Here is an 18,104-nt window from a genome sequence, read left to right on the forward strand (position 1 = left end):
CCTTCCTGAGATACCTGCACTACGTACGGTAGAGGGCTTTGCCCGGTCTGAGAAAGGCGGGCGGGTGCGGCGGCGGGCTAGAAGGGCAGGCCCGGGATGCCGCTGCCGCCGCCCAGGCCCTGGGCGAGGGGGCCGAGCTTCTGCTGCTGGAGGTTCTGCGCGTTCTCGTTGGCCGCCTGGACGGCGGCGACGACCAGGTCGGCGAGGGTCTCGGTGTCCTCCGGGTCCACCGCCTTCGGGTCGATCACGAGGCCGCGCAGCTCACCGGAGCCGGTGACGGTGGCCTTGACCAGGCCGCCGCCCGCCTGCCCGTCGACCTCGGTCCTCGCCAGTTCCTCCTGGGCCTGGGCGAGGTCCTGCTGCATCTTCTGGGCCTGCTGGAGCAGCTGCTGCATGTTGGGCTGGCCACCACCGGGGATCACGTTCAGCTCCTGTCGCCGCTGTTGCCGCGGGGTCGCCGCGGGTTTTGCCGTTCGGCACGAGCCTACGTGGTCCGGGCGGCCCTCGCCCCAGCACTCTTTCGAGTGATATCGCTCGCTCCCTCCACCTGATCAAGGCCCTCTTCCGGGCGGAAAAGCGGCTGAACCCGGGGCTCGGCCACCCGTTGGGCGGTAGGAAGGTTCCGGTGCATGAGGTCTTCAGGTCCTCACGGACGGTGATCAGTAGGGAGTGCGGGTGGGTCAGCCGGAGATGCAGCCCGAGGGGCCGCCGCACGACGGGCGGGGCGGCGAGGGGGCGGCCGGGCTGCGGCCGGGCGACCTGACCGGCCGGGCGTTCCCCCTGGGGGACTGGGCGCTGCCCGCGGAGCGGCTGGACGAGCTGTACCGGTGGGTGGAGCGGGGCGCGCTGGACACGGCCGCCTGGTACCTGGCGGACCGGCTGTGGAAGCGGCGGAGCGCCGTGGCCCTGCGCGGCGGGGCCGCCGGCGGGGCGGTCGCCGGGGCCGCGCTGCCCCTGCTGGACATGTCGGGGCTGGTGGGCGGGGCCGCGCCCTGGGGGTATCTGGCGCTGCTGTTCGGGGTGGCGTGCGTGGCCGCGGACCGGTACTTCGGGGTGACGTCCGGGTGGATGCGGGACGTGGCGACGGCACAGGCGGTGCAGCGGCGGCTCCAGGTGCTCCAGTTCGACTGGGCGTCGGAGAGCGTGCGCGAGGTGCTGGGGCCGGCGGACGGGACGGCGAGCGAGGCGGCCGAGCGGTGCCTGCTGGTGCTGCGCCGCTTCTCGGAGGACGTGACGGACCTGGTGCGGGCGGAGACCGCGGACTGGATGGTCGACTTCCGGACCGGCGCGGCGCCCCTGGGCCTCCAGTCGGTGGCCGGCGGGGCGGGCCGCGCGGAGGCGGGCGGCTTCGCGGGGCCCGGCCGGTTCTCGGTGACGCCGAACGGCGCCCGGCCGAACATGCCCAGGCAGCGGCCGCCGGAGCCGCGCTGAGGTGAGGCGCGGCGGCGACTGCCCGCCGCCCGCCCCCGCGCGGACCGGCAACTTCCTTGCCGGGTACACCAGTTGCCCTGGAACGCCACGCGTCGCTGCGGATACCGTCTGTGGTCACAGGCTTCCCTCCGCACCCCACAGAACAGGCAGCGCCCGATGACAGCGATCACCAGCATCCCCCTCGGCGACGGCTCGCTGCTGCGCGTGGAGACCTCCGGCCCCGCGCCCGTCCCGGCCCCCGCGCAGCCCTCGTCCGAGGACCCCTACGAGCCCATCCGGCGGCGGCCCCGCCCGGCCGAGGACGTCTCCGAGGCGGCGGCCGAAACCCTGCGCGGCGCCGTCGACCGGGTGCGGCCCGCGGTCGCGGACATCGTCGACTCCCTGCGCTCCATGCCCCGCCGCCCGGACCGGATCTCGCTGGAGTTCGGGGTCAAGGTGACCGCCGAGGCCGGGGTCGTCGTCGCCCGCAGCGCCGCGGAGGCGCACTTCACGGTCGGCGTCGAGTGGGAGGCCGCACCCGGCCCCGGCACCTCCGATGCCGGCTAGCCCCCTGCCGCCCCGGGCGCGCTACGAACGCGGCGCGGCCCGGGTCTTCGCCCCGGACGGGGAGCCGGTGGGCGCCGGGTTCCTGGTGGCGGAGGACCTGCTGTGCACCTGCGCGCACGTCGTGGCCACGGAGGACGGACAGCGCCCCGCCGACCCTGTCGAGGTCGACTTCCCGCTGCTCGCCGGCGCGCTCCCCGGCCCGCGGGTGCGGGCCACCGTGCAGTCCTGGCGGCCCCAGGACGACATCGCCGTGCTGCGGCTGGAGGAGGAGGTGGCGGGGACCGAGCCGCTGCCCCTCGTGGACGACGACGGCGAGGAGTGGGACCGGGGCATCCGCGCGTTCGGCTTCCCCGACGGGGCCCCGCGCGGCGTCAACGCCACCGGCAGGCTGCGAGGACGGCAGCGGGCCGACCGCCTCCAGCTGGACCTGCGCGCCGAGGGCGTCCGCATCGGGCCCGGCTTCAGCGGCGCCGCCGTCTGGGACCCGCAGGACGACGCGGTCGTCGGCATGCTCGTCACCCGCGGCAGGGGGGTCATCGAGGACACCGCCTACCTCGTGACCGCGGACCGGCTGACCGACCCGGAGCTGCTGCGCTGTCCGTTCCGCGGCCTGAGCCGGTTCGAGGCCGAACACACCCGGTACTTCCACGGCCGCGAGGACGAGGTCGCCAAACTGGCGGGAGCGCTGGACTCCCGCCCGGTCACCGTCCTGGTCGGCCCCTCGGGCAGCGGCAAGTCCTCGCTGCTCAGGGCGGGGCTGCTGGCCGCGGTCGAGGAGCGGGGCACCCCGTGGGCGCTGCGTATGCCCCGGCCCTCCTCCGGCGCCGGCGAGGCGGCCGAGGACGCCGACGGCTGGGTCGCCGAGGCCGTCGCGGCCGCCTGGCAGGACGCCGTACCGGACGACGACGCCTGGAACGCCCGCCTCGACGCCGTACGGCAGGCGTGCGCCGGCACGGACGCCGACCGGCTCGCCCTGCGCGGGCGGCTCGGCCGGGAACTCGGGGAGGCCGGCGCCGTACTGCTCCTGGACCAGTTCGAGGAGTACGCCGCCCTCTCGCCGGACGGTGCGCTGCGCGCCTTCCGGCGTCTCGCGGCGCTCGCCCAGGCCCCCGACCCGGCACAGGGCGGCGGACTGCGCGTCGTGCTCACCGCACGCTCCGCGACGACGGAGGTGCTGATCGCCGCCGGCACGTCCGCCCTGCTGGACGACGCCGTCATGTTCCTGCCTCCGATGACCGAGGAATCGCTCACCCGGGCCGTGGAGGGACCGGTGCGCGCCGTGCCCGGCCTGCGCCTGGAGCCGGGGCTGGCCCGGCGCCTGGTGGCCGACGCGGCGGGTGAACCCGGCTGCCTGCCGCTCCTCCAGTTCGTGCTGACCCGCCTGTGGGAGGAGCGCAAAGCCCACACCATGACGCTGGCCGCCTACGAACGCTCCGGCGGGGTGCTCGAAGCGCTGGCCGACTACGCCGACGGGGCGCTCAAGGACTGCCTGACCGCGACCGGGACCGCACCCGGGACCGCGCAGCGGCTGTTCCAGCAGCTGGCCCGGCCGGACGGGCAGGGCGGGTTCACCCGCCGCTCGCTGCCGACCGGGCGGCTGGAACCGGCGCAGGCCGCACTGGCCCAGGCCCTGGCGGCCCGCAGACTCCTGGTGTGGGACGTACGGGACCGGCCGGACTCCCCCGACGCGGTCGGCACCGTGCAGGTCGTGCACGAGGCGCTGCTGCGGGAGTGGAAGCAGGTACTGACCTGGCTGCACGACGGCATGGAGTTCCGGGAGTGGCAGGAGCGCACGGCGCGCGACGCGGCCGAGTGGGAGGCCGCCGGCCGGCCCGACGGTCTGCTCCCGCACGGCGCCCGACTGGCCGAGGGCTTGCAGTGGCTGACCGACCGGGCCGGGGACATCGCCCCCGTGGAACGCGCCTACCTGGAGGCCGGGAAGCGGCGGCAGCGGCGCGGACTGCGGCGGCTGTGGGCCGTCACCTGCCTGGTGACCGTACTGGCGGTGCTGGCGTCGACCCTCGCGGTGAGCACCCTGCGGGCCCGCGAGCGGGACCAGGTGCAGCTGCGCACGGCCGCGGCGACGGAGCTGGCCGGCCTCGCCACCGAGCTGGCGGACCGCTCCCCGGACAGTGCCTTCCGGTACGCGGCGGGCGCCTGGACGGCGCGCCACACCCCGCAGGCGCAGCGCGCGCTGTTCGGGCAGTACGTCCGGGCGCACGACGTCGTGGCCTCGTACGGCGGTCTGTGGCCGGGTACGGCGCAGTGGGCGTCGATGACGCCGGACGGCAGGGTGCTGGTGGTGCTCTCGCGTCCGGACCGCGCCGCGGACCTCACGGTGACCGCGGTGTCCGGTGCCGCCGGCGACGCCCCCCGGGCCACCCGGCTGAAGGGTGTCCCTGCCGGGCTGCGGCTCCAGAAGTTCCGGGACGCGGTCAGCGACGACGGGCGGCGCTACGCCCTGGTCCTCACGGACGGCACGGTCCTGCTGTGGGACCTGACCGACCCCGGGGCGGAGCCCCGGCGGCTCTCCGGCAAGCTGCCCGACCGCGGGGACGTCTACGAGCCCTACCTGGACTTCTCCGAGGACGGCGCCCGGCTGCTGTACTTCGTCCAGTACGAGCGGCCGCGCCCGGAGGACGAGGGACGCAAGGCGCTGCTGCGGCTGTGGGACACCGACGGCGGCCGGGCGCTGCCGGTGTCCCAGCGGTCCGTGGCGCGTGAGGACCCGACCATGGCGTGGCCGCTCGGCGACGGCGACCGGATCGCGGTCGCCGGCAACCTCGGCGACGGCGAGGGGCGGTACCTCGACATCCACGCCACCGCCTCCGGTGAGCGGGTGCGGCGCGTGTACGGCCCCGTACCGGCGTCGAACCAGCAGCCGGCCGACCGGGACCGGGGCGTCTGGCTCTTCGCGCAGGACGGCCGGCGCTGGTACGCGCTCGCCCCCGGCGCGCAGCGGCCCGGCGGGTCCTTCGGCGGGACCCACTACGACGGCGAACTGACCGGTACGCACATCTACCGGGAGGAGGCGGTGACGGCGGAGGCAGGCGCGTACCGGCAGGTGACCATCCTCGACCCGCGGGACGGCGACCGCCGCCACTGGTCGCTCACCCTGCCGGGCGACGAGGACAGCAAGGCGCTCGGCGTCGTGGGAAGCGGTGCGGGGCCCCGCACGGTCCTGGCCACCGAGGGGGACACCCTCCTGCGCGCCCGCGCGACGCCGCGGGACGGGGAGCCGCTCGCCGTCTCCTCCGAGCCGGGCGACGCCGCCGCCGTCGCGCCGGACGGCGCGCGCGGCGCGCGGCTGCACGCCGGACGGCTGGAGATCTCCGGCCGCGACGGCCGTGTCCGTCACACGCGGCCACCGGGCAAGGCCGGCGAGAGCGACCCGCGGCTGCTCTGGGTCACGCGCAAGGGGGGCGACGCCGTCCTGCTCTGGTCCGGGCAGACCACGGACGCGCGCCTCTACGACGCCGACGACCCGGGCGCCGGTACGCCGGTGACCTGGGACTGCGGCAGGTCCGGTGACCAGGCGTGGAACCGGCCTCAGGACATCGCGCAGACCGGCGACGGCGACCTCGTCGTGCTCTGCCTGGGCGACAGCCTGGCGCGCGTCGATCCCCGGTCCGGAGTGCGCAGCGGCGAGCCGGTGCCCTTGGAGCGCAGCCCCACGGAACGAGGCCCCTTCGCACCGGCCGGTCAGCTCACCGCCAGGCCGGGCCACCCCCACCAGGTCGCGGTCGTGACCGGCGCCTGGCAGGACAGCGGCCGGATCGAGGTGTGGGACGTCCGCCGCGGCACCCGGGAGGCCCGGCTGGAGCGAGGGTCCCTGAGCTATTCGCCGGGTTCCGACGTGCACGGGGGCGTCGCCCGGTACGTGATCTTCACCCCCGACGGGGAGCGGCTGGCCGCGTTCGACGAGGAGCGGCGCGTGGTGTGGTGGGACGTGGACGACGAGCGCGCGGACGAACCGACCCGCGGCCTCGGCGAGAGCGTCGGCCTGCTGGGCCTGGCATCCGACGGCACGCTGCTCGCCGCCGGGGGCGGAGCCGACGCGGGACTGTACTCCCGCGACGGCACGGAACCGCTCGGTCTCCTCAAGGGCACGGGCTACGGTCTGCTCGCCGTCCGGATCAGCGGCGACACCCTGCACCTGCGCACCGAGACCGGCGGCCGCTCCCTCAGCCTCTCCCCCGACGCCTGGCACGACACCCTGTGCGGGGCGCTGCACGGCCGCGGCAGCAGCGCCCAGCGCGACCGTCCGGAGCTGGACATCGCGAGGGACACGCGTCCCTGCCCGTCCGGCTGAGGCGTCCGGGCCGCTCAGTCCCGGCGGTAGGTCAGCTTCTCGTCGGTGCCCGTGTTGGTGCGCTCCAGGGTGCCGTCGGGCAGGAGCCTGACCCGGGAGGGGTCGCCCGGGGTGCAGGTGGCGGCGGGGCCCACCGCCACCGTGGAGGGGCCGATGTCCAGGGGGCCGTCGGAGCCCGGGGCGTCGCTGAGCGCGGCCTCGAAGACGCAGTGGTAGGAGCCGTTGCCCGCGGGGCCGTCGGCGACGAGGGACAGGACCGTGTCACCCACGTCGCCCTGCTGGATGGTCAGTTGCCGGGTGTGGACACCGGAGGCGTTGTCGATGGTGGTCGACCACGTGCCCAGGTAGGCGGTCGGGATCGTGCCGTCCTGGGCCGTCGGCGTGGTGGGGTCGGTCGTCGGCCGGCCGGCTCCCGTCGTCGGAGCGGAGCCGTCCGTGCTGGGCCCCGGGTCCACCGAGGCGCCGACCGTGGAGCCGCCCGTGCCGCCGCCGTCGGTCCGGTCGCCGGCGTCGTCGCCGCTCATCAGCGCGTAGACCGAGCCGCCGGCCCCCAGCGCGACGACCAGGGCGACCGCGACCAGCACCGCGGTGGAGCGGCCCCTGCGGGACGGCTCGTACGGGGGGCCGTACGCGGGCGGAGGACCGTAGGGCGGGGTCGAGCCGAGGCCGCCGCCGTACGGGGGGTGGCCGGGTGGGGGTGTCCCCGGGTAGCCGTACGCCGGGGCGTAACCGTGGGCGGGCGGCTGGGGCAGGGGGTGACCGTGGGCGGGCGGGGGCGTCGGCGTGCTCTGGCCCGCGACCAGGGTGGGGAGGTGGTTCAGCGGAATGCCCGCGCCGCCCGGATCGCGGGGTGGCGGCGGGCCGTCCGGGGTCGCGGCCGGTTCCCGCCGCGGGGGCGGGGGCGCGGCCGGGCCGTCCGGCGCCGGGCCGGCCGGCGGGCCGGCGCCCGGGCCGCCCGCTCCCGGCGCCTCCGGGTCCTCGGTGTCCAGCAGCCGTACCGCGTGCCGGCCGAGCTGGGCCACCAGCGCGCCGGGCAGCCACGGGTCGCGGGAGCGGCCGTCGGCGACCGTGTCCTGCGCGCCCGTACGCGCCAGGACCTCGTCGAGGCCGGGGCGCGCGGCGGGGTCCTTCTTCAGGCAGTCGCGGACGAGGTCGGCGATGCCCTCCGGCACGGACGCCAGGTCGGGCTCCTCCTGCGCGATGCGGAACATCAGGGCGTGCACACCGCTGTCGGTGGTGCCGAAGGGCAGCCGGCCGGTGGCGGCGTAGGCGAGGACGGAACCGAGGCAGAAGACGTCGCAGGCGGGCGTGATCCGGTCGCCGCGCACCTGCTCCGGTGCCATGAAGCCGGGTGAGCCGACGAGCGCTCCGGTGCGGGTGAGTCCGCCGTCGGTCACCGTCTGGAGGGCCCGCGCGATGCCGAAGTCGATGACGCGGGGGCCGTCGATGGTGACGAGGACGTTGGACGGCTTGAGGTCGCGGTGGATGATCCCGGCGGCGTGGATGTCCTGGAGGGCGTGGGCGAGCCCGGCCGCCAGGGTCCGCACCGAGCGCTCCGGCAGGGCGCCGTGGTCGTGGCCCACGACCTGCTGGAGGCTGGGCCCGGCGACGTACCCGGTGGCGACCCAGGGCACGGCCGCCTCGGTGTCGGCGTCCAGGACGGGCGCCGTCCAGTAGCCGCCGACCCGGCGCGCGGACTCGACCTCCTGCCGGAAGCGCTGCCGGAACTCCTCCTGCGCGGCCAGTTCCGTGCGCACCAGCTTCACGGCGACCGTGCGTCCGCGGTCCGAGCGGGCCAGGTAGACGTGTCCCATACCGCCCGCGCCGAGCCGCCCCAGCAGCCGGTAGGCACCGATGTGCCGCGGGTCCCCGCCCCCGAGTTTCTGCATGTTGCGCCGCCTTCCCCCCGAACGTGAGCAACAGACCGAGGATAGTGCGGGGCGGCGGCGCCGGTGAGCCGGTCTTCCCGACCTCTTCTCTACGGTTCCGTAACGGGCGGGCCGCCCATCTCGTCCAGCGCCTCCGACAGCCGTTCCACGGCCTCGACCGCCTGCGCCAGCTCCGCCACGGACCCGTACGCCTCGGCCAGCCGGCCGGCGAGGGCGGCGTGCCCCGGGTCGATGCGGGCGACGGCCGCGTAGCCGGCCCCGGTCGGCGCGAGGAGCTTGGCACGGCGGTGGGCCGGATTGGGCCGGTACTCGGCGAGCCCGGCCTCCACCAGCAGGTCGGCGACGCGCTGCACGCTCTGCCGGGTGATGCCCATCGCCCGCGCGACACCGGAGACGGGCAGCGGCTCGCGCAGCACCGCGCCGAGCACCTGCCAGCGGGCGGCGGTGAGCCCGGCGGGACGGGCCAGTTCCTCGGCGACCGCGAGGAACTGGCCGTTGAGCCTGAAGGCGCCGAGCGCGGCGCGGCTGAGCAGGTCCTGCCTCTCCCGGTCGCTCACGCGGCGCCCGCCTCCGCCAGCACCGCAAAGGCCTCCGGGTCGGAGTCGTGGAACAGCCGGTACCAGGCGTCCAGCAGCTCGCCCTCGTACGCCCCGAGCAGACCGAGGACCTCGCGGGCGAAGGCGACCGGTTCGGTGGGCCCCGCGGTGATCAGGCCGCCGTCGGTGACCGCGTCGGCCTCCACGTACCGCGCGCCGCCCGCGTAGCCGGTGGCCGCCAGGTAGAAGGAGACGGCGCTGGTGTGCGCGCGGTCGTCGAGCAGGCCCTCGCGGGCCAGTCCGGCGGTGGCGCCGCAGATGGCTGCGACGGGCACCCCGGCGTCCAGGAAGGCGCGGGCGGTGCGGGCGAAGGGGGCGAGGTCGCTCGACGTGTCCCACAGGTCGGCGCCCGGGAGGATCAGCAGGGAGCTGTCCTCGGGGCGCAGGTCGGACAGGGCGAGGTCGGGCCGGACGCACAGGCCGCCGACGCTCGTGACCGGGGTGGTGGAGAGGGCGACGGTGCGGACCGGGAAGCCGGCCCGGGCCAGGTGGGCCGTCGCGTGGCCGGCCTCCCAGTCGGCCAGGGTGTCGTACACGGCGAGGTGGACGGGCTTGCGGGTGCCGTTCATGACTTCTCCTCGGGTGCGGGACGGGGGTGCGGTCACGGAGCGCGGGCGGTGGGCCTGCCCGTGGAACCTTATGACAGAATACTGTCATCATGACAGCTTGTTGTCAACGAGGACGCCCCGGAATTCGGCCGGCACCCTCGCCCGCCGCGTCGACAACCTGTCGTGGAAAGCCGACGACCACAGACAGGACGCCGATTCCGTTTCCGCATCGCGGACATCTACCCTCGGCCGCATGACCCCTCAGCCCGACCCCCAGACCGGCGCCGCCGTGAAGGCCGCGGACCGCGCGCACGTCTTCCACTCCTGGTCCGCGCAGCAGCTCATCGACCCGCTCGCCGTCGCCGGCGCCGAGGGGTCGTACTTCTGGGACTACGAAGGCAAGCGCTACCTCGACCTCGCCAGCGGTCTCGTCTACACCAACATCGGCTACCAGCACCCCAAGGTCGTCGCCGCGATCCAGGAGCAGGCCGCGCGGATGACCACCTTCGCGCCCGCGTTCGCCGTCGAGGCGCGCTCGGAGGCGGCCCGGCTGATCGCCGAGCGGACACCCGGCGACCTGGACAAGATCTTCTTCACCAACGGCGGCGCGGACGCCGTGGAGCACGCCGTGCGCATGGCCCGGCTGCACACCGGCCGGCCCAAGGTGCTGTCGGCGTACCGCTCCTACCACGGCGGCACCCAGCAGGCGGTCAACCTCACCGGCGACCCGCGCCGCTGGGCCTCGGACAGCGGCACGGCCGGTGTCGTGCGCTTCTGGGCGCCCTTCCTGTACCGCTCGCGCTTCTACGCCGAGACCGAGGAGCAGGAGTGCGCGCGGGCGCTGGAGCACCTGGAGACGACGATCGCCTTCGAGGGCCCGGCCTCCGTCGCCGCGATCATCCTGGAGACGGTGCCGGGCACCGCCGGGATCATGCTGCCGCCGGCCGGTTACCTCGCCGGGGTGCGCGAGATCTGCGACAAGTACGGGATCGTGTTCGTGCTCGACGAGGTCATGGCCGGCTTCGGGCGCACCGGCACGTGGTTCGCCGCCGACCTGTACGACGTGGTGCCCGACCTGATGACCTTCGCCAAGGGCGTGAACTCGGGCTACGTCCCGCTGGGCGGCGTCGCGATCTCCGCGCGGATCGCCGAGACCTTCGCCGAGCGGCCCTACCCGGGCGGCCTGACCTACTCCGGGCACCCGCTGGCCTGCGCCGCCGCCGTCGCCACGATCAACGTGATGGAGGAGGAGGGCATCGTCGCGCACGCCGCCCGGCTCGGCGCCGAGGTCCTCGAGCCGGCGCTGCGGGAGCTGGCCGAGCGCCACCCGAGCGTGGGCGAGGTGCGCGGGGTCGGGATGTTCTGGGCGCTGGAGCTGGTGAAGAACCGGGACACCCGGGAACCGCTGGTGCCGTACAACGCGACCGGCCAGGCCGCCACGCCGATGAACGCCTTCGCCGCCTCCGCCAAGGCGCACGGCGTGTGGCCCTTCGTGAACATGAACCGCACCCATGTCGTGCCGCCGTGCAACGTCTCCGAGGCAGAGCTGAAGGAGGGCCTGGTGGCCCTGGACACGGCACTGTCCGTGGCGGACACGTACACGGAGTAGAGCGCCTGCCCGCGGGCGGGCAGGAACGGGAGCCGAACGCGTAAGGTGGCGTGCTCGTACACGGTAGACATGTGTGCGAGTGCGCCACCGTCCTGTGTGCGGGCACGCCACGGCCTCGCGCGTGAGTGCGGCGCAGGCACGCGTGCGCCCCCCACGGGCCGCGTGCGCGAGTACGCCCCCCGGACGCGACGAGGAGACCGCCCGACCATGCCCGGCCCCAGCGGCGGCGCCGCCGTCACCCGCAGCACCCTGCGGCAGCAGATCGCCGACGCGCTCCGCGACGAGGTCCTCGCCGGGCGGCTCCGGCCGGGCCAGGAGTTCACGGTCAAGGAGATCGCCGACCAGTACGGGGTGTCCGCGACGCCCGTACGCGAAGCGCTGGTCGACCTGTCGGCGCAGGGGCTGCTCGACGCCGACCACCACCGCGGCTTCCGCGTCCACGAGTACTCGGTCGACGACTTCCGGAGCATGATCGAGGCACGCAGCCTCGTCACCGACGGGATGTTCCTCGTCCTCCTCGCCGACCGGCCGGACGGGCCGAGTCCGGACGACCCGCGGATCGCCGCCGCGCTCGCCGGTGTCCGCCGCCGCGGCGAGGAGGCCCAGCGCGCCGCCACGGCCGGGGAACTGACCGTCCTCATCGGCTACGACCTGCGCTACTGGCGCGAGCTGGCCCTGCTGTTCGGCAACCGCCACCTCGCCGACTTCCTGCACCGGCTGCGGGTGCAGAGCTGGGTGTGCACGGTGCAGCACCTGCGCCGGCTCAGCGACCTGCGGGGCGCCCTGTGGTCCGGGCACACAGAACTGGTCGACGCCCTCGTCCGCCACGACGCCCCGGCCGCCCGTTCGCTCGTCGACGCGTACAACGCCCACTCGCTCGCCCTCATCGAGCGGCTCGCCGACGGCTGACCCGGGGCGCCGGCGGATGACCACCGCCCGACGTGTCGTGGTCCGGCCCCAGATGGGTATGGGACCTGCACGCACCGCGCACCGCGCACCGACTACGCTTCCTGACCACCGCGCCCGATCCCGCACCCGATCACCGTCCGATCACCGTCCGATCGCCGCCCGATCACCGCGCCCGACCGTCGCCCTTGACCACCATGCTGTGTGAGGAGCCCTCTTTTGGCCTGTGACCTGTGGCTGGTACCGCTCGTCGACGTCTTGTGCCACACGCCGGACAACCCGTTCGCCGAGGAACTCGCGCAGTACGACAAGGTGCTCGCCGAGGCCGGGCTGCCGCCGGTGCCGGTGTACCAGTACATGCCGGGACTGACCGGTGAGGTCGCCCCGGTGGCCGGTTTCGACTACGACGCGCTGCATTTCCTGCGCCGGGCGTACCTGCTCCGGCTGTGCGGGCTGCCGGTGACGCCGGTGGACGAACTCGGCGGGGACTACGAGCAGTTGCTGGAGATGTTCGAGTCGACGGCCCAGCGCTCGCACCTGGTCTGGCACTACGACCACGCGGGCGCCTACGTCCCCGTCGACTTCCCGCACCCCCTCGCCAGCGACGAACTCCTCGCCGGGGGAGGCCCCCTGGGCTCCTCGCACACCCTGCTGCGGGAACTGGAGGCCGTCGCCCCGGCCCTGGGCATCGACCCGGCCAACCCGCCCGCGCCGCCGAGCCCGCCCCTCGCCCCGACGGAACTGGAGGAACCGGCCGTGCCCGCGCCGCACGACTCCAGCCCCTTCGCCCGGGAGCGCCACGTGTGGCTGGGCCTGCACGCGGCGGCCACGCGGAGCCTGGCCCAGGGGTCGATGATCGTCTTCAGCTGACCGGTCGCCTCCGGTCAGCCGAGCCGGGACAGGCCCGTCGCCAGGTCGTCGGCGTTCATGATCGGGCAGACCTCGACGTCCGCGTTCATCTCCATGAGGAACGGTTCGCCGATCGGAGGCAACTGGGAACTCTCCTGCATGTCGAGGACGAGCAGCGCCGTACGGCGGCCGCCGAGAGTACCGAAGTAGGCGGCCTCCGGCCCGATGTGATCGAGCATCTCCTTCATCATCCCCGGCATCCTGCCGCTGCGGATCAGCTCGTTCGACTTCTCCGTGTCCAGCGTCGCCTTGAGCAGCACGCGCATCGCACTCACCTTCTTCTGCCGACGCGCCGTGTACCTCCTCAGCCTATGCCCGAGATGTGCAGTTCGCTCAGGCGGTCGGGCTCCGCGACGACGTCGATGCCGGTGATGAGCCCGTCGTCCGCGAAGGTGAAGCGGAGGACCACGCGCAGCCTGCCGTTCTCGGCCATCGCCAGGCCCAGCCGGCCGTCCACCAGGAGCACGCCGGTGAACCGGGCGCGGGCCATCGAGGCCATCGCGCCCCGGGCGACCGGCTCCACGCCGGTGATCTCGACGGGTGCGGGCGTCGGCACGACCGCCGCGTCCGCGCGCAGCACGACGTCCGGGTGGAGCAGGGCGACCAGCGCGTCGAAGTCGCCGCCGCGGGTGGCCGCCAGGTAGGCGTCGACCGCGCGGCGCCGGCGGGGCGCGTCGGCGTCGGGCGCGGGCACACCCCGTACCCGGCGGCGGGCGCGGCTCGCCAGCTGCCGGGTGGCCGCGGGGGTCTTGCCGACCATCGCGGCGATGTCGTCGAAGGGCACGTCGAACATGTCGTGCAGGACGAAGGCCAGCCGCTCGGCCGGACCCAGGGTGTCCAGGACGATCAGCAGGGCGATGCCCACCTCGTCGGCGAGCTGCACCTCCTCCGCGGGATCCGCGGTGCGGGCGGCGGACGGGGCGGTGGCGGGCCCGCGGTCCGTGCCGTCGTCCAGGGGGTCCTCGCGGCGGGTGTCGCGGGCGCGCAGCAGGTTGAGGCAGACCCGGGCGACGACGGTGGTGAGCCAGCCGGAAGGGTTCTCCACCCCGGAGGTGTCCGCGCGGTCGGCGCGCAGCCAGGCGTCCTGGAGGGCGTCGTCGGCCTCGCCGAGGGAACCGAGGATGCGGTACGCGACGGCGCGCAACCGGGGGCGGTCCTGCTCGAAGCGCTCTGCCATCACATCGGATCGTCCGGGCACCGTACGGCTTCCTTCCGCGTCCTCGGGAGCCGATCCGGCTGGTTCGGCCGGTCCGGCTGGTTCGGCCGGTCCGGCTGGTTCGGCCGGTCCGGCTGGTTCGGCCGGTCCGGCCGGTCCGGTGGCTCCGGCGGGGTCCGGCCTGCCCGCGGCTGATCCGGCTGATCCATGGCTGATCCGGCTGGGGCACCCCAGTGAACCACCCCGGTGGTCCGCTCCCTCAGCGGATCAAGGAAATCCCGGGCGGCCACAGCACCCCGTCCGCCAGCAGCAGCGCCGGCCCCAGATGGACGGGGCACACCCGCAGCGGCACCCTCCGGTGCCGGGCCACCTCGAAACGGACGGGGTCGCCGCAGTCCCCCGGGTCGGCCTCGACGCCGTACGGGCCCTGGCAGGAAGCGGCACGGTCACGGTCGGTCATGCCCCGATCCGACACCACGTCCCACGGCGGCGCTCGGCGGAGGGGGCCGAACGGCAGGCGGGACCGGTCGGACGGACCCTAGACGACGTCGGCGTCCTGGAGGCCCACGCACTTGCGTTTCTGCGGGAGCCACTTCACGGCGGGGTCGAGCGCGGTGAGGATGCCGCCGACCTCCTCGCGCGGCCCGGTGTACGTGAACTCCACGGCGGGTGAGCGGCCGTAGGTGCGCAGGACGCTCACGCCGTCGCGCTTGAGCCGCTCCTCGTCCAGCACCCAGTCGACGCCGTCGACGGTGACGCAGAGGTTGATGTTGGGCGGCAGCTCCTCGGCGCCGCAGCGGAACACCGCCGACTGCCCGCCCCAGGCCGCGACCCCTTCCCCGAGGGTCCAGTCGCGCGAGGCGCCGGGTATGTCGTCGGGCAGGCGGGAGACGACCTCGTCGCACCGGGCGTGGTCCGCGTGCGGGGCGGCGGAGACGCGGTGGCCGTCGACCCAGAGGAGCCCGCCGGTCACGGCGACGACCGCGACGGTCAGCCAGATCCACATCCGGACGGAAAGCTTCCCGCGCAGGGCGACGGGCAGGGGGTTACCGATCCGCATGTTCCGCTCGCTCCGCGCCGTTCCGTCCACTGCTGGTACCGGCCAGCGTAACCGCCGCCCGGATGCCGACGGCCGGGACCCCGTGCGGGGTCCCGGCCGTCGGTACGCGTCGGTACGCGTCCGTGGTGCCTACAGGAACGAGTTGATCTCGATCGTCTCGTCCCGGCCCGGGCCCACGCCGATCGCGGAGATCGGGGCGCCGGACATCTCCTCCAGCGCCTTCACGTACGCCTGGGCGTTCTTCGGCAGCTCGGAGAAGGACTTCGCCTTGCTGATGTCCTCGCTCCAGCCCGGCAGCATCTCGTAGACCGGCTTCGCGTGGTGGAAGTCGGACTGCGAGTACGGCAGCTCCTCGACGCGCTTGCCGTCGATCTCGTACGCCACGCAGACCGGGATCTGCTCCCAGCCGGTGAGGACGTCGAGCTTGGTGAGGAAGAAGTCGGTGAGGCCGTTGACGCGGGTCGCGTAGCGGGCGATCACCGCGTCGAACCAGCCGCAGCGCCGGTCGCGGCCGGTGGTGACACCGCGCTCGCCGCCGATGCGGCGCAGGGCCTCGCCGTCCTCGTCGAACAGCTCCGTCGGGAACGGGCCGGCGCCCACACGCGTCGTGTACGCCTTGAGGATGCCGATCACCCGGCTGATCTTCGTCGGGCCCACGCCGGCGCCGGTGCAGGCGCCGCCCGCGGTCGGGTTCGACGAGGTCACGAAGGGATACGTGCCGTGGTCGATGTCCAGGAGCGTGCCCTGGCCGCCCTCGAAGAGGACCACCTTGTCGTCGTCGAGGGCCTGGTTGAGGACCAGGACGGTGTCGGCGACGTACGGGCGGAGCTTGTCCGCGTAGCCCAGCAGCTCCCCGACCACCTGCTCGACGGCGATCGCGCGCCGGTTGTAGAGCTTGGTGAGCATCTGGTTCTTGGCGTCGAGCGCCGCCTCGACCTTCTGGGTGAGGATCGACTCGTCGTAGAGGTCCTGGACGCGGATGCCGACCCGGTTGATCTTGTCGGCGTAGGTCGGACCGATGCCGCGGCCGGTGGTGCCGATCTTGCGCTTGCCGAGGAAGCGTTCCGTCACCTTGTCGACGGTCACGTTGTACGGCGTGATGATGTGCGCGTTTCCGCTGATCAGGAGCTTGGACGTGTCGACGCCGCGCTCGTTCAGCCCGCTCAGCTCGGAGAACAGGACCGACGGGTCGACAACGACACCGTTACCGATGACCGGCGTACAGCCGGGAGACAGGATTCCGGAAGGGAGCAGGTGGAGGGCGTACTTCTGATCGCCCACGACTACCGTGTGGCCGGCGTTGTTGCCGCCCTGGTAGCGCACCACATAGTCGACGGAACCACCGAGCAGGTCCGTCGCCTTTCCCTTGCCTTCGTCACCCCACTGAGCACCGAGCAGCACAAGTGCGGGCACGCGCGTACACCCCTTCCGGGCGGGGCATGTCCATGGTCGAGGGCGTACGCGGTGGATTTCCGCCACGTACACCGCGACCGTCATTGGCCGCCAACCGTCGGACCGGATGCCCCGGAATAGACGAAGCCCCTGGCGCAATAGCGCAAGGGGCTCTTGCACAAAGATGCTACCCGAGGAAGCGAGGCATGGCCGAGGTGGCGACTTCCGCGAACTCTTCCGCGACATCCTCAGCGAGGCCCGATCAGCTTCTGGTGGTCGTCGATCCGGTCGCCCGGCGCACCGACGGGGAGTCCGTCCGGATCGCGAAAGACGTGCTCAGCGCGGGTGCGGCGAGCACGAAGGTGTGTCTGCCGGAGGGTCCGGAGGAGTTCGCCCGGGCACTGCGGCGACGGGGTTCGCGACGGCCCGTCGTGGTCGGTGACGACCGGGCGCTGCTGCGCGCCGTGGCCCTGCTGCACCGGCACCGGGAGCTGGCGGGGTGCGCGCTGTCCGTGGTGCCGGTAGGGCCGGTGCTGGGCCTCACCCGGTCGCTCGGGCTGCCGTCGGGCGCGGTGGCGGCGGCCCGGTCGGTGCTGGACGGGGCGGAAAAGCGCCTGGACCTGCTCGTGGACGACAGCGACGGGGTGGTGCTGGGGGCGGTGGGGATCCCCCCGGTCGCGCCGGTCGCCGGGCAGCGGGAGGCGGGGGCGGCGGGGCCGGGGGGCGGGACGGGCGCGACCGCCTCGAACGGGGGGCACCACTGGCTGCGGACCTGCCAGTCCCTCGTACGGACCCTGGCGCCCTCGCGGCCGGCCCGGGGCGCGGTCACCGTGGGGGCGGCCGGTCCGGCCCGGCTGCGGGTGGAGGTCGACGGCGTCACGCTGGTGGACCTGGACCAGCCGGTGGAGGCGGTCTCCGTGGCACCGGGCGCCGGCGGGGTGGCCGTGGTGGAGGTGCGGCCGTCGTCGGTGGACGGGGAGGCACCGGCGCTGACGGCGACCGGTCTGACGGTGACCGTGTCGGGAGCGCACTTCCGCTACCGGGCCGACGCGGTCGTCTCGGGGCCGGTGCGGACGCGGACCTGGACGGTGCGGGAGGGGGCGTGGGGGCTGACGCTGCCGGTGGGGTGAGGGGGGTGGCGCCGTGCGGGGGGGGGCCTGCGGGCCGCGTGGCGGGTCCCCGGGCTCTCAGTCCCGTCCGAACCGCTCTTCCCGGTGCACCCGCCAGCGCTCCATCATGGCCGCGATCTCGCCGTCGACGAACTCGAAGAACGCCAGCGTCTCGGCCATCCGGCGGCCCGCCGGGGTCCCGGCGCCGAGGCTGGTGACCCCCTCGCGCAGCGCGCTCTCCCAGCGCTTCAGGATGGCCTCGCGGCTGGTGAGGGCCTCGTACCACTGGTTGCTGTGCACCCGGTACCGCTCCCGGCGTGAGCCGGGTTCGCGCTCGCGCGAGACCATGTGCTGCTGCGCGAGGTAGCGGACCGCGCCCGAGACGGCGGCCGGGCTGACCCGGAGCCGTTCGCCGAGTTCGGCCGAGGTCAGCGATCCCGAGTCGGAGGCCAGCAGGGCGGCGAAGACGCGGGCCGGCATCCGCTGCATACCGGCCTCGACGAGCTGGGCGGCGAAGCCCTCCACGAACTTCGACACCGCCTCGGGGTCGCGGCCCCGTTCCCCTGCTTCCGTCATCCCTCGATCATCCCTCACATCCTGACGCTTTCTTAACTTCACAAATTTCTGAAGGTAGCGTACGT

17 protein-coding genes are annotated in these 18,104 nt (G+C 74.4%); 7 read left to right on the forward strand and 10 right to left on the reverse strand.

From position 1 onward, the window contains the following. Positions 1 to 77: 77 nt before the first annotated feature. Positions 78 to 422, reverse strand: coding sequence for a YbaB/EbfC family nucleoid-associated protein (locus AC07FV_RS19975; protein WP_356602293.1), 345 nt, complete (start codon positions 420 to 422; stop codon positions 78 to 80). 253 nt (positions 423 to 675) lie between these two features. Here AC07FV_RS19975 and AC07FV_RS19980 point away from each other — a divergent pair, with 253 nt between their 5' ends. The 3 genes from AC07FV_RS19980 to AC07FV_RS19990 all read left to right on the forward strand — a co-directional run bounded on the left by AC07FV_RS19980 (position 676) and on the right by AC07FV_RS19990 (position 6,289). Continuing rightward, entirely contained in the window at positions 676 to 1,431 is a 756-nt protein-coding gene (locus tag AC07FV_RS19980) for an SLATT domain-containing protein (protein WP_479088728.1), read from the forward strand. Between the two features lie 156 nt (positions 1,432 to 1,587). After that, a complete protein-coding gene (locus AC07FV_RS19985) occupies positions 1,588 to 1,977 on the forward strand; it encodes a CU044_2847 family protein (RefSeq protein WP_479088729.1) in 390 nt (129 codons plus the stop codon). Continuing rightward, positions 1,967 to 6,289: an nSTAND1 domain-containing NTPase gene (locus AC07FV_RS19990; protein ID WP_479088730.1), complete on the forward strand. Its 4,323-nt coding sequence runs from the start codon at positions 1,967 to 1,969 to the stop codon at positions 6,287 to 6,289. Before AC07FV_RS19985 ends, AC07FV_RS19990 begins: the two co-directional genes overlap by 11 nt. A gap of 14 nt (positions 6,290 to 6,303) precedes the next feature. On the opposite strand, the gene AC07FV_RS19995 is transcribed toward AC07FV_RS19990, so the two are convergent. The 3 genes from AC07FV_RS19995 to AC07FV_RS20005 all read right to left on the reverse strand — a co-directional run bounded on the left by AC07FV_RS19995 (position 6,304) and on the right by AC07FV_RS20005 (position 9,343). Beyond that, positions 6,304 to 8,178: a serine/threonine-protein kinase gene (locus AC07FV_RS19995; RefSeq protein ID WP_479088731.1), complete on the reverse strand. Its 1,875-nt coding sequence runs from the start codon at positions 8,176 to 8,178 to the stop codon at positions 6,304 to 6,306. Positions 8,179 to 8,267: 89 nt separating this feature from the next. After that, complete coding sequence (locus tag AC07FV_RS20000) at positions 8,268 to 8,735, reverse strand: MarR family winged helix-turn-helix transcriptional regulator (protein ID WP_479088732.1); 468 nt, start codon at positions 8,733 to 8,735, stop codon at positions 8,268 to 8,270. After that, positions 8,732 to 9,343 carry a DJ-1/PfpI family protein gene (locus AC07FV_RS20005; protein WP_479088733.1) on the reverse strand — a complete coding sequence of 204 codons (612 nt, stop codon included), beginning with the start codon at positions 9,341 to 9,343 and terminating at the stop codon, positions 8,732 to 8,734. Before AC07FV_RS20005 ends, AC07FV_RS20000 begins: the two co-directional genes overlap by 4 nt. A 232-nt stretch (positions 9,344 to 9,575) precedes the next feature. On the opposite strand from AC07FV_RS20005, the gene AC07FV_RS20010 reads away from it, so the two are divergent. The 3 genes from AC07FV_RS20010 (at position 9,576) to AC07FV_RS20020 (ending at position 12,707) form a co-directional block, all read left to right on the forward strand. Continuing rightward, the gene (locus AC07FV_RS20010; protein ID WP_479088734.1) at positions 9,576 to 10,931 is read left to right on the forward strand and encodes an aminotransferase class III-fold pyridoxal phosphate-dependent enzyme; all 1,356 of its coding nucleotides are present in this window, start codon (positions 9,576 to 9,578) and stop codon (positions 10,929 to 10,931) included. 207 nt (positions 10,932 to 11,138) lie between these two features. Further along, entirely contained in the window at positions 11,139 to 11,840 is a 702-nt protein-coding gene (locus AC07FV_RS20015) for a GntR family transcriptional regulator (RefSeq protein ID WP_479088735.1), read from the forward strand. A 216-nt stretch (positions 11,841 to 12,056) separates the two neighbouring features. Further along, positions 12,057 to 12,707, forward strand: coding sequence for a hypothetical protein (locus AC07FV_RS20020; RefSeq protein WP_356602307.1), 651 nt, complete (start codon positions 12,057 to 12,059; stop codon positions 12,705 to 12,707). Between the two features lie 14 nt (positions 12,708 to 12,721). Here the strand turns inward: AC07FV_RS20020 and AC07FV_RS20025 are convergent, their stop codons facing one another. From AC07FV_RS20025 to AC07FV_RS20045, 5 genes are all read right to left on the reverse strand, one after another. Further along, entirely contained in the window at positions 12,722 to 13,012 is a 291-nt protein-coding gene (locus AC07FV_RS20025) for a hypothetical protein (protein ID WP_356602309.1), read from the reverse strand. Positions 13,013 to 13,050: 38 nt separating this feature from the next. Continuing rightward, on the reverse strand, positions 13,051 to 13,923 hold the full coding sequence (locus AC07FV_RS20030) for a sigma-70 family RNA polymerase sigma factor (protein WP_479088736.1): 873 nt from the start codon (positions 13,921 to 13,923) through the stop codon (positions 13,051 to 13,053). A 238-nt stretch (positions 13,924 to 14,161) separates the two neighbouring features. Beyond that, positions 14,162 to 14,362: a hypothetical protein gene (locus tag AC07FV_RS20035; protein WP_356602313.1), complete on the reverse strand. Its 201-nt coding sequence runs from the start codon at positions 14,360 to 14,362 to the stop codon at positions 14,162 to 14,164. A gap of 78 nt (positions 14,363 to 14,440) precedes the next feature. After that, complete coding sequence (locus tag AC07FV_RS20040; protein ID WP_479088737.1) at positions 14,441 to 14,962, reverse strand: DUF3515 family protein; 522 nt, start codon at positions 14,960 to 14,962, stop codon at positions 14,441 to 14,443. A 129-nt stretch (positions 14,963 to 15,091) separates the two neighbouring features. Then, a complete protein-coding gene (locus AC07FV_RS20045) occupies positions 15,092 to 16,375 on the reverse strand; it encodes an adenylosuccinate synthase (protein WP_356602317.1) in 1,284 nt (427 codons plus the stop codon). A gap of 185 nt (positions 16,376 to 16,560) precedes the next feature. On the opposite strand from AC07FV_RS20045, the gene AC07FV_RS20050 reads away from it, so the two are divergent. Continuing rightward, a complete protein-coding gene (locus tag AC07FV_RS20050; RefSeq protein ID WP_479088738.1) occupies positions 16,561 to 17,484 on the forward strand; it encodes a diacylglycerol kinase in 924 nt (307 codons plus the stop codon). Between the two features lie 57 nt (positions 17,485 to 17,541). On the opposite strand, the gene AC07FV_RS20055 is transcribed toward AC07FV_RS20050, so the two are convergent. Further along, positions 17,542 to 18,039, reverse strand: coding sequence for a GbsR/MarR family transcriptional regulator (locus tag AC07FV_RS20055; RefSeq protein ID WP_479088739.1), 498 nt, complete (start codon positions 18,037 to 18,039; stop codon positions 17,542 to 17,544). Positions 18,040 to 18,104 lie beyond the last annotated feature (65 nt).

The organism is Streptomyces sp. NPDC045956, assembly GCF_056430705.1.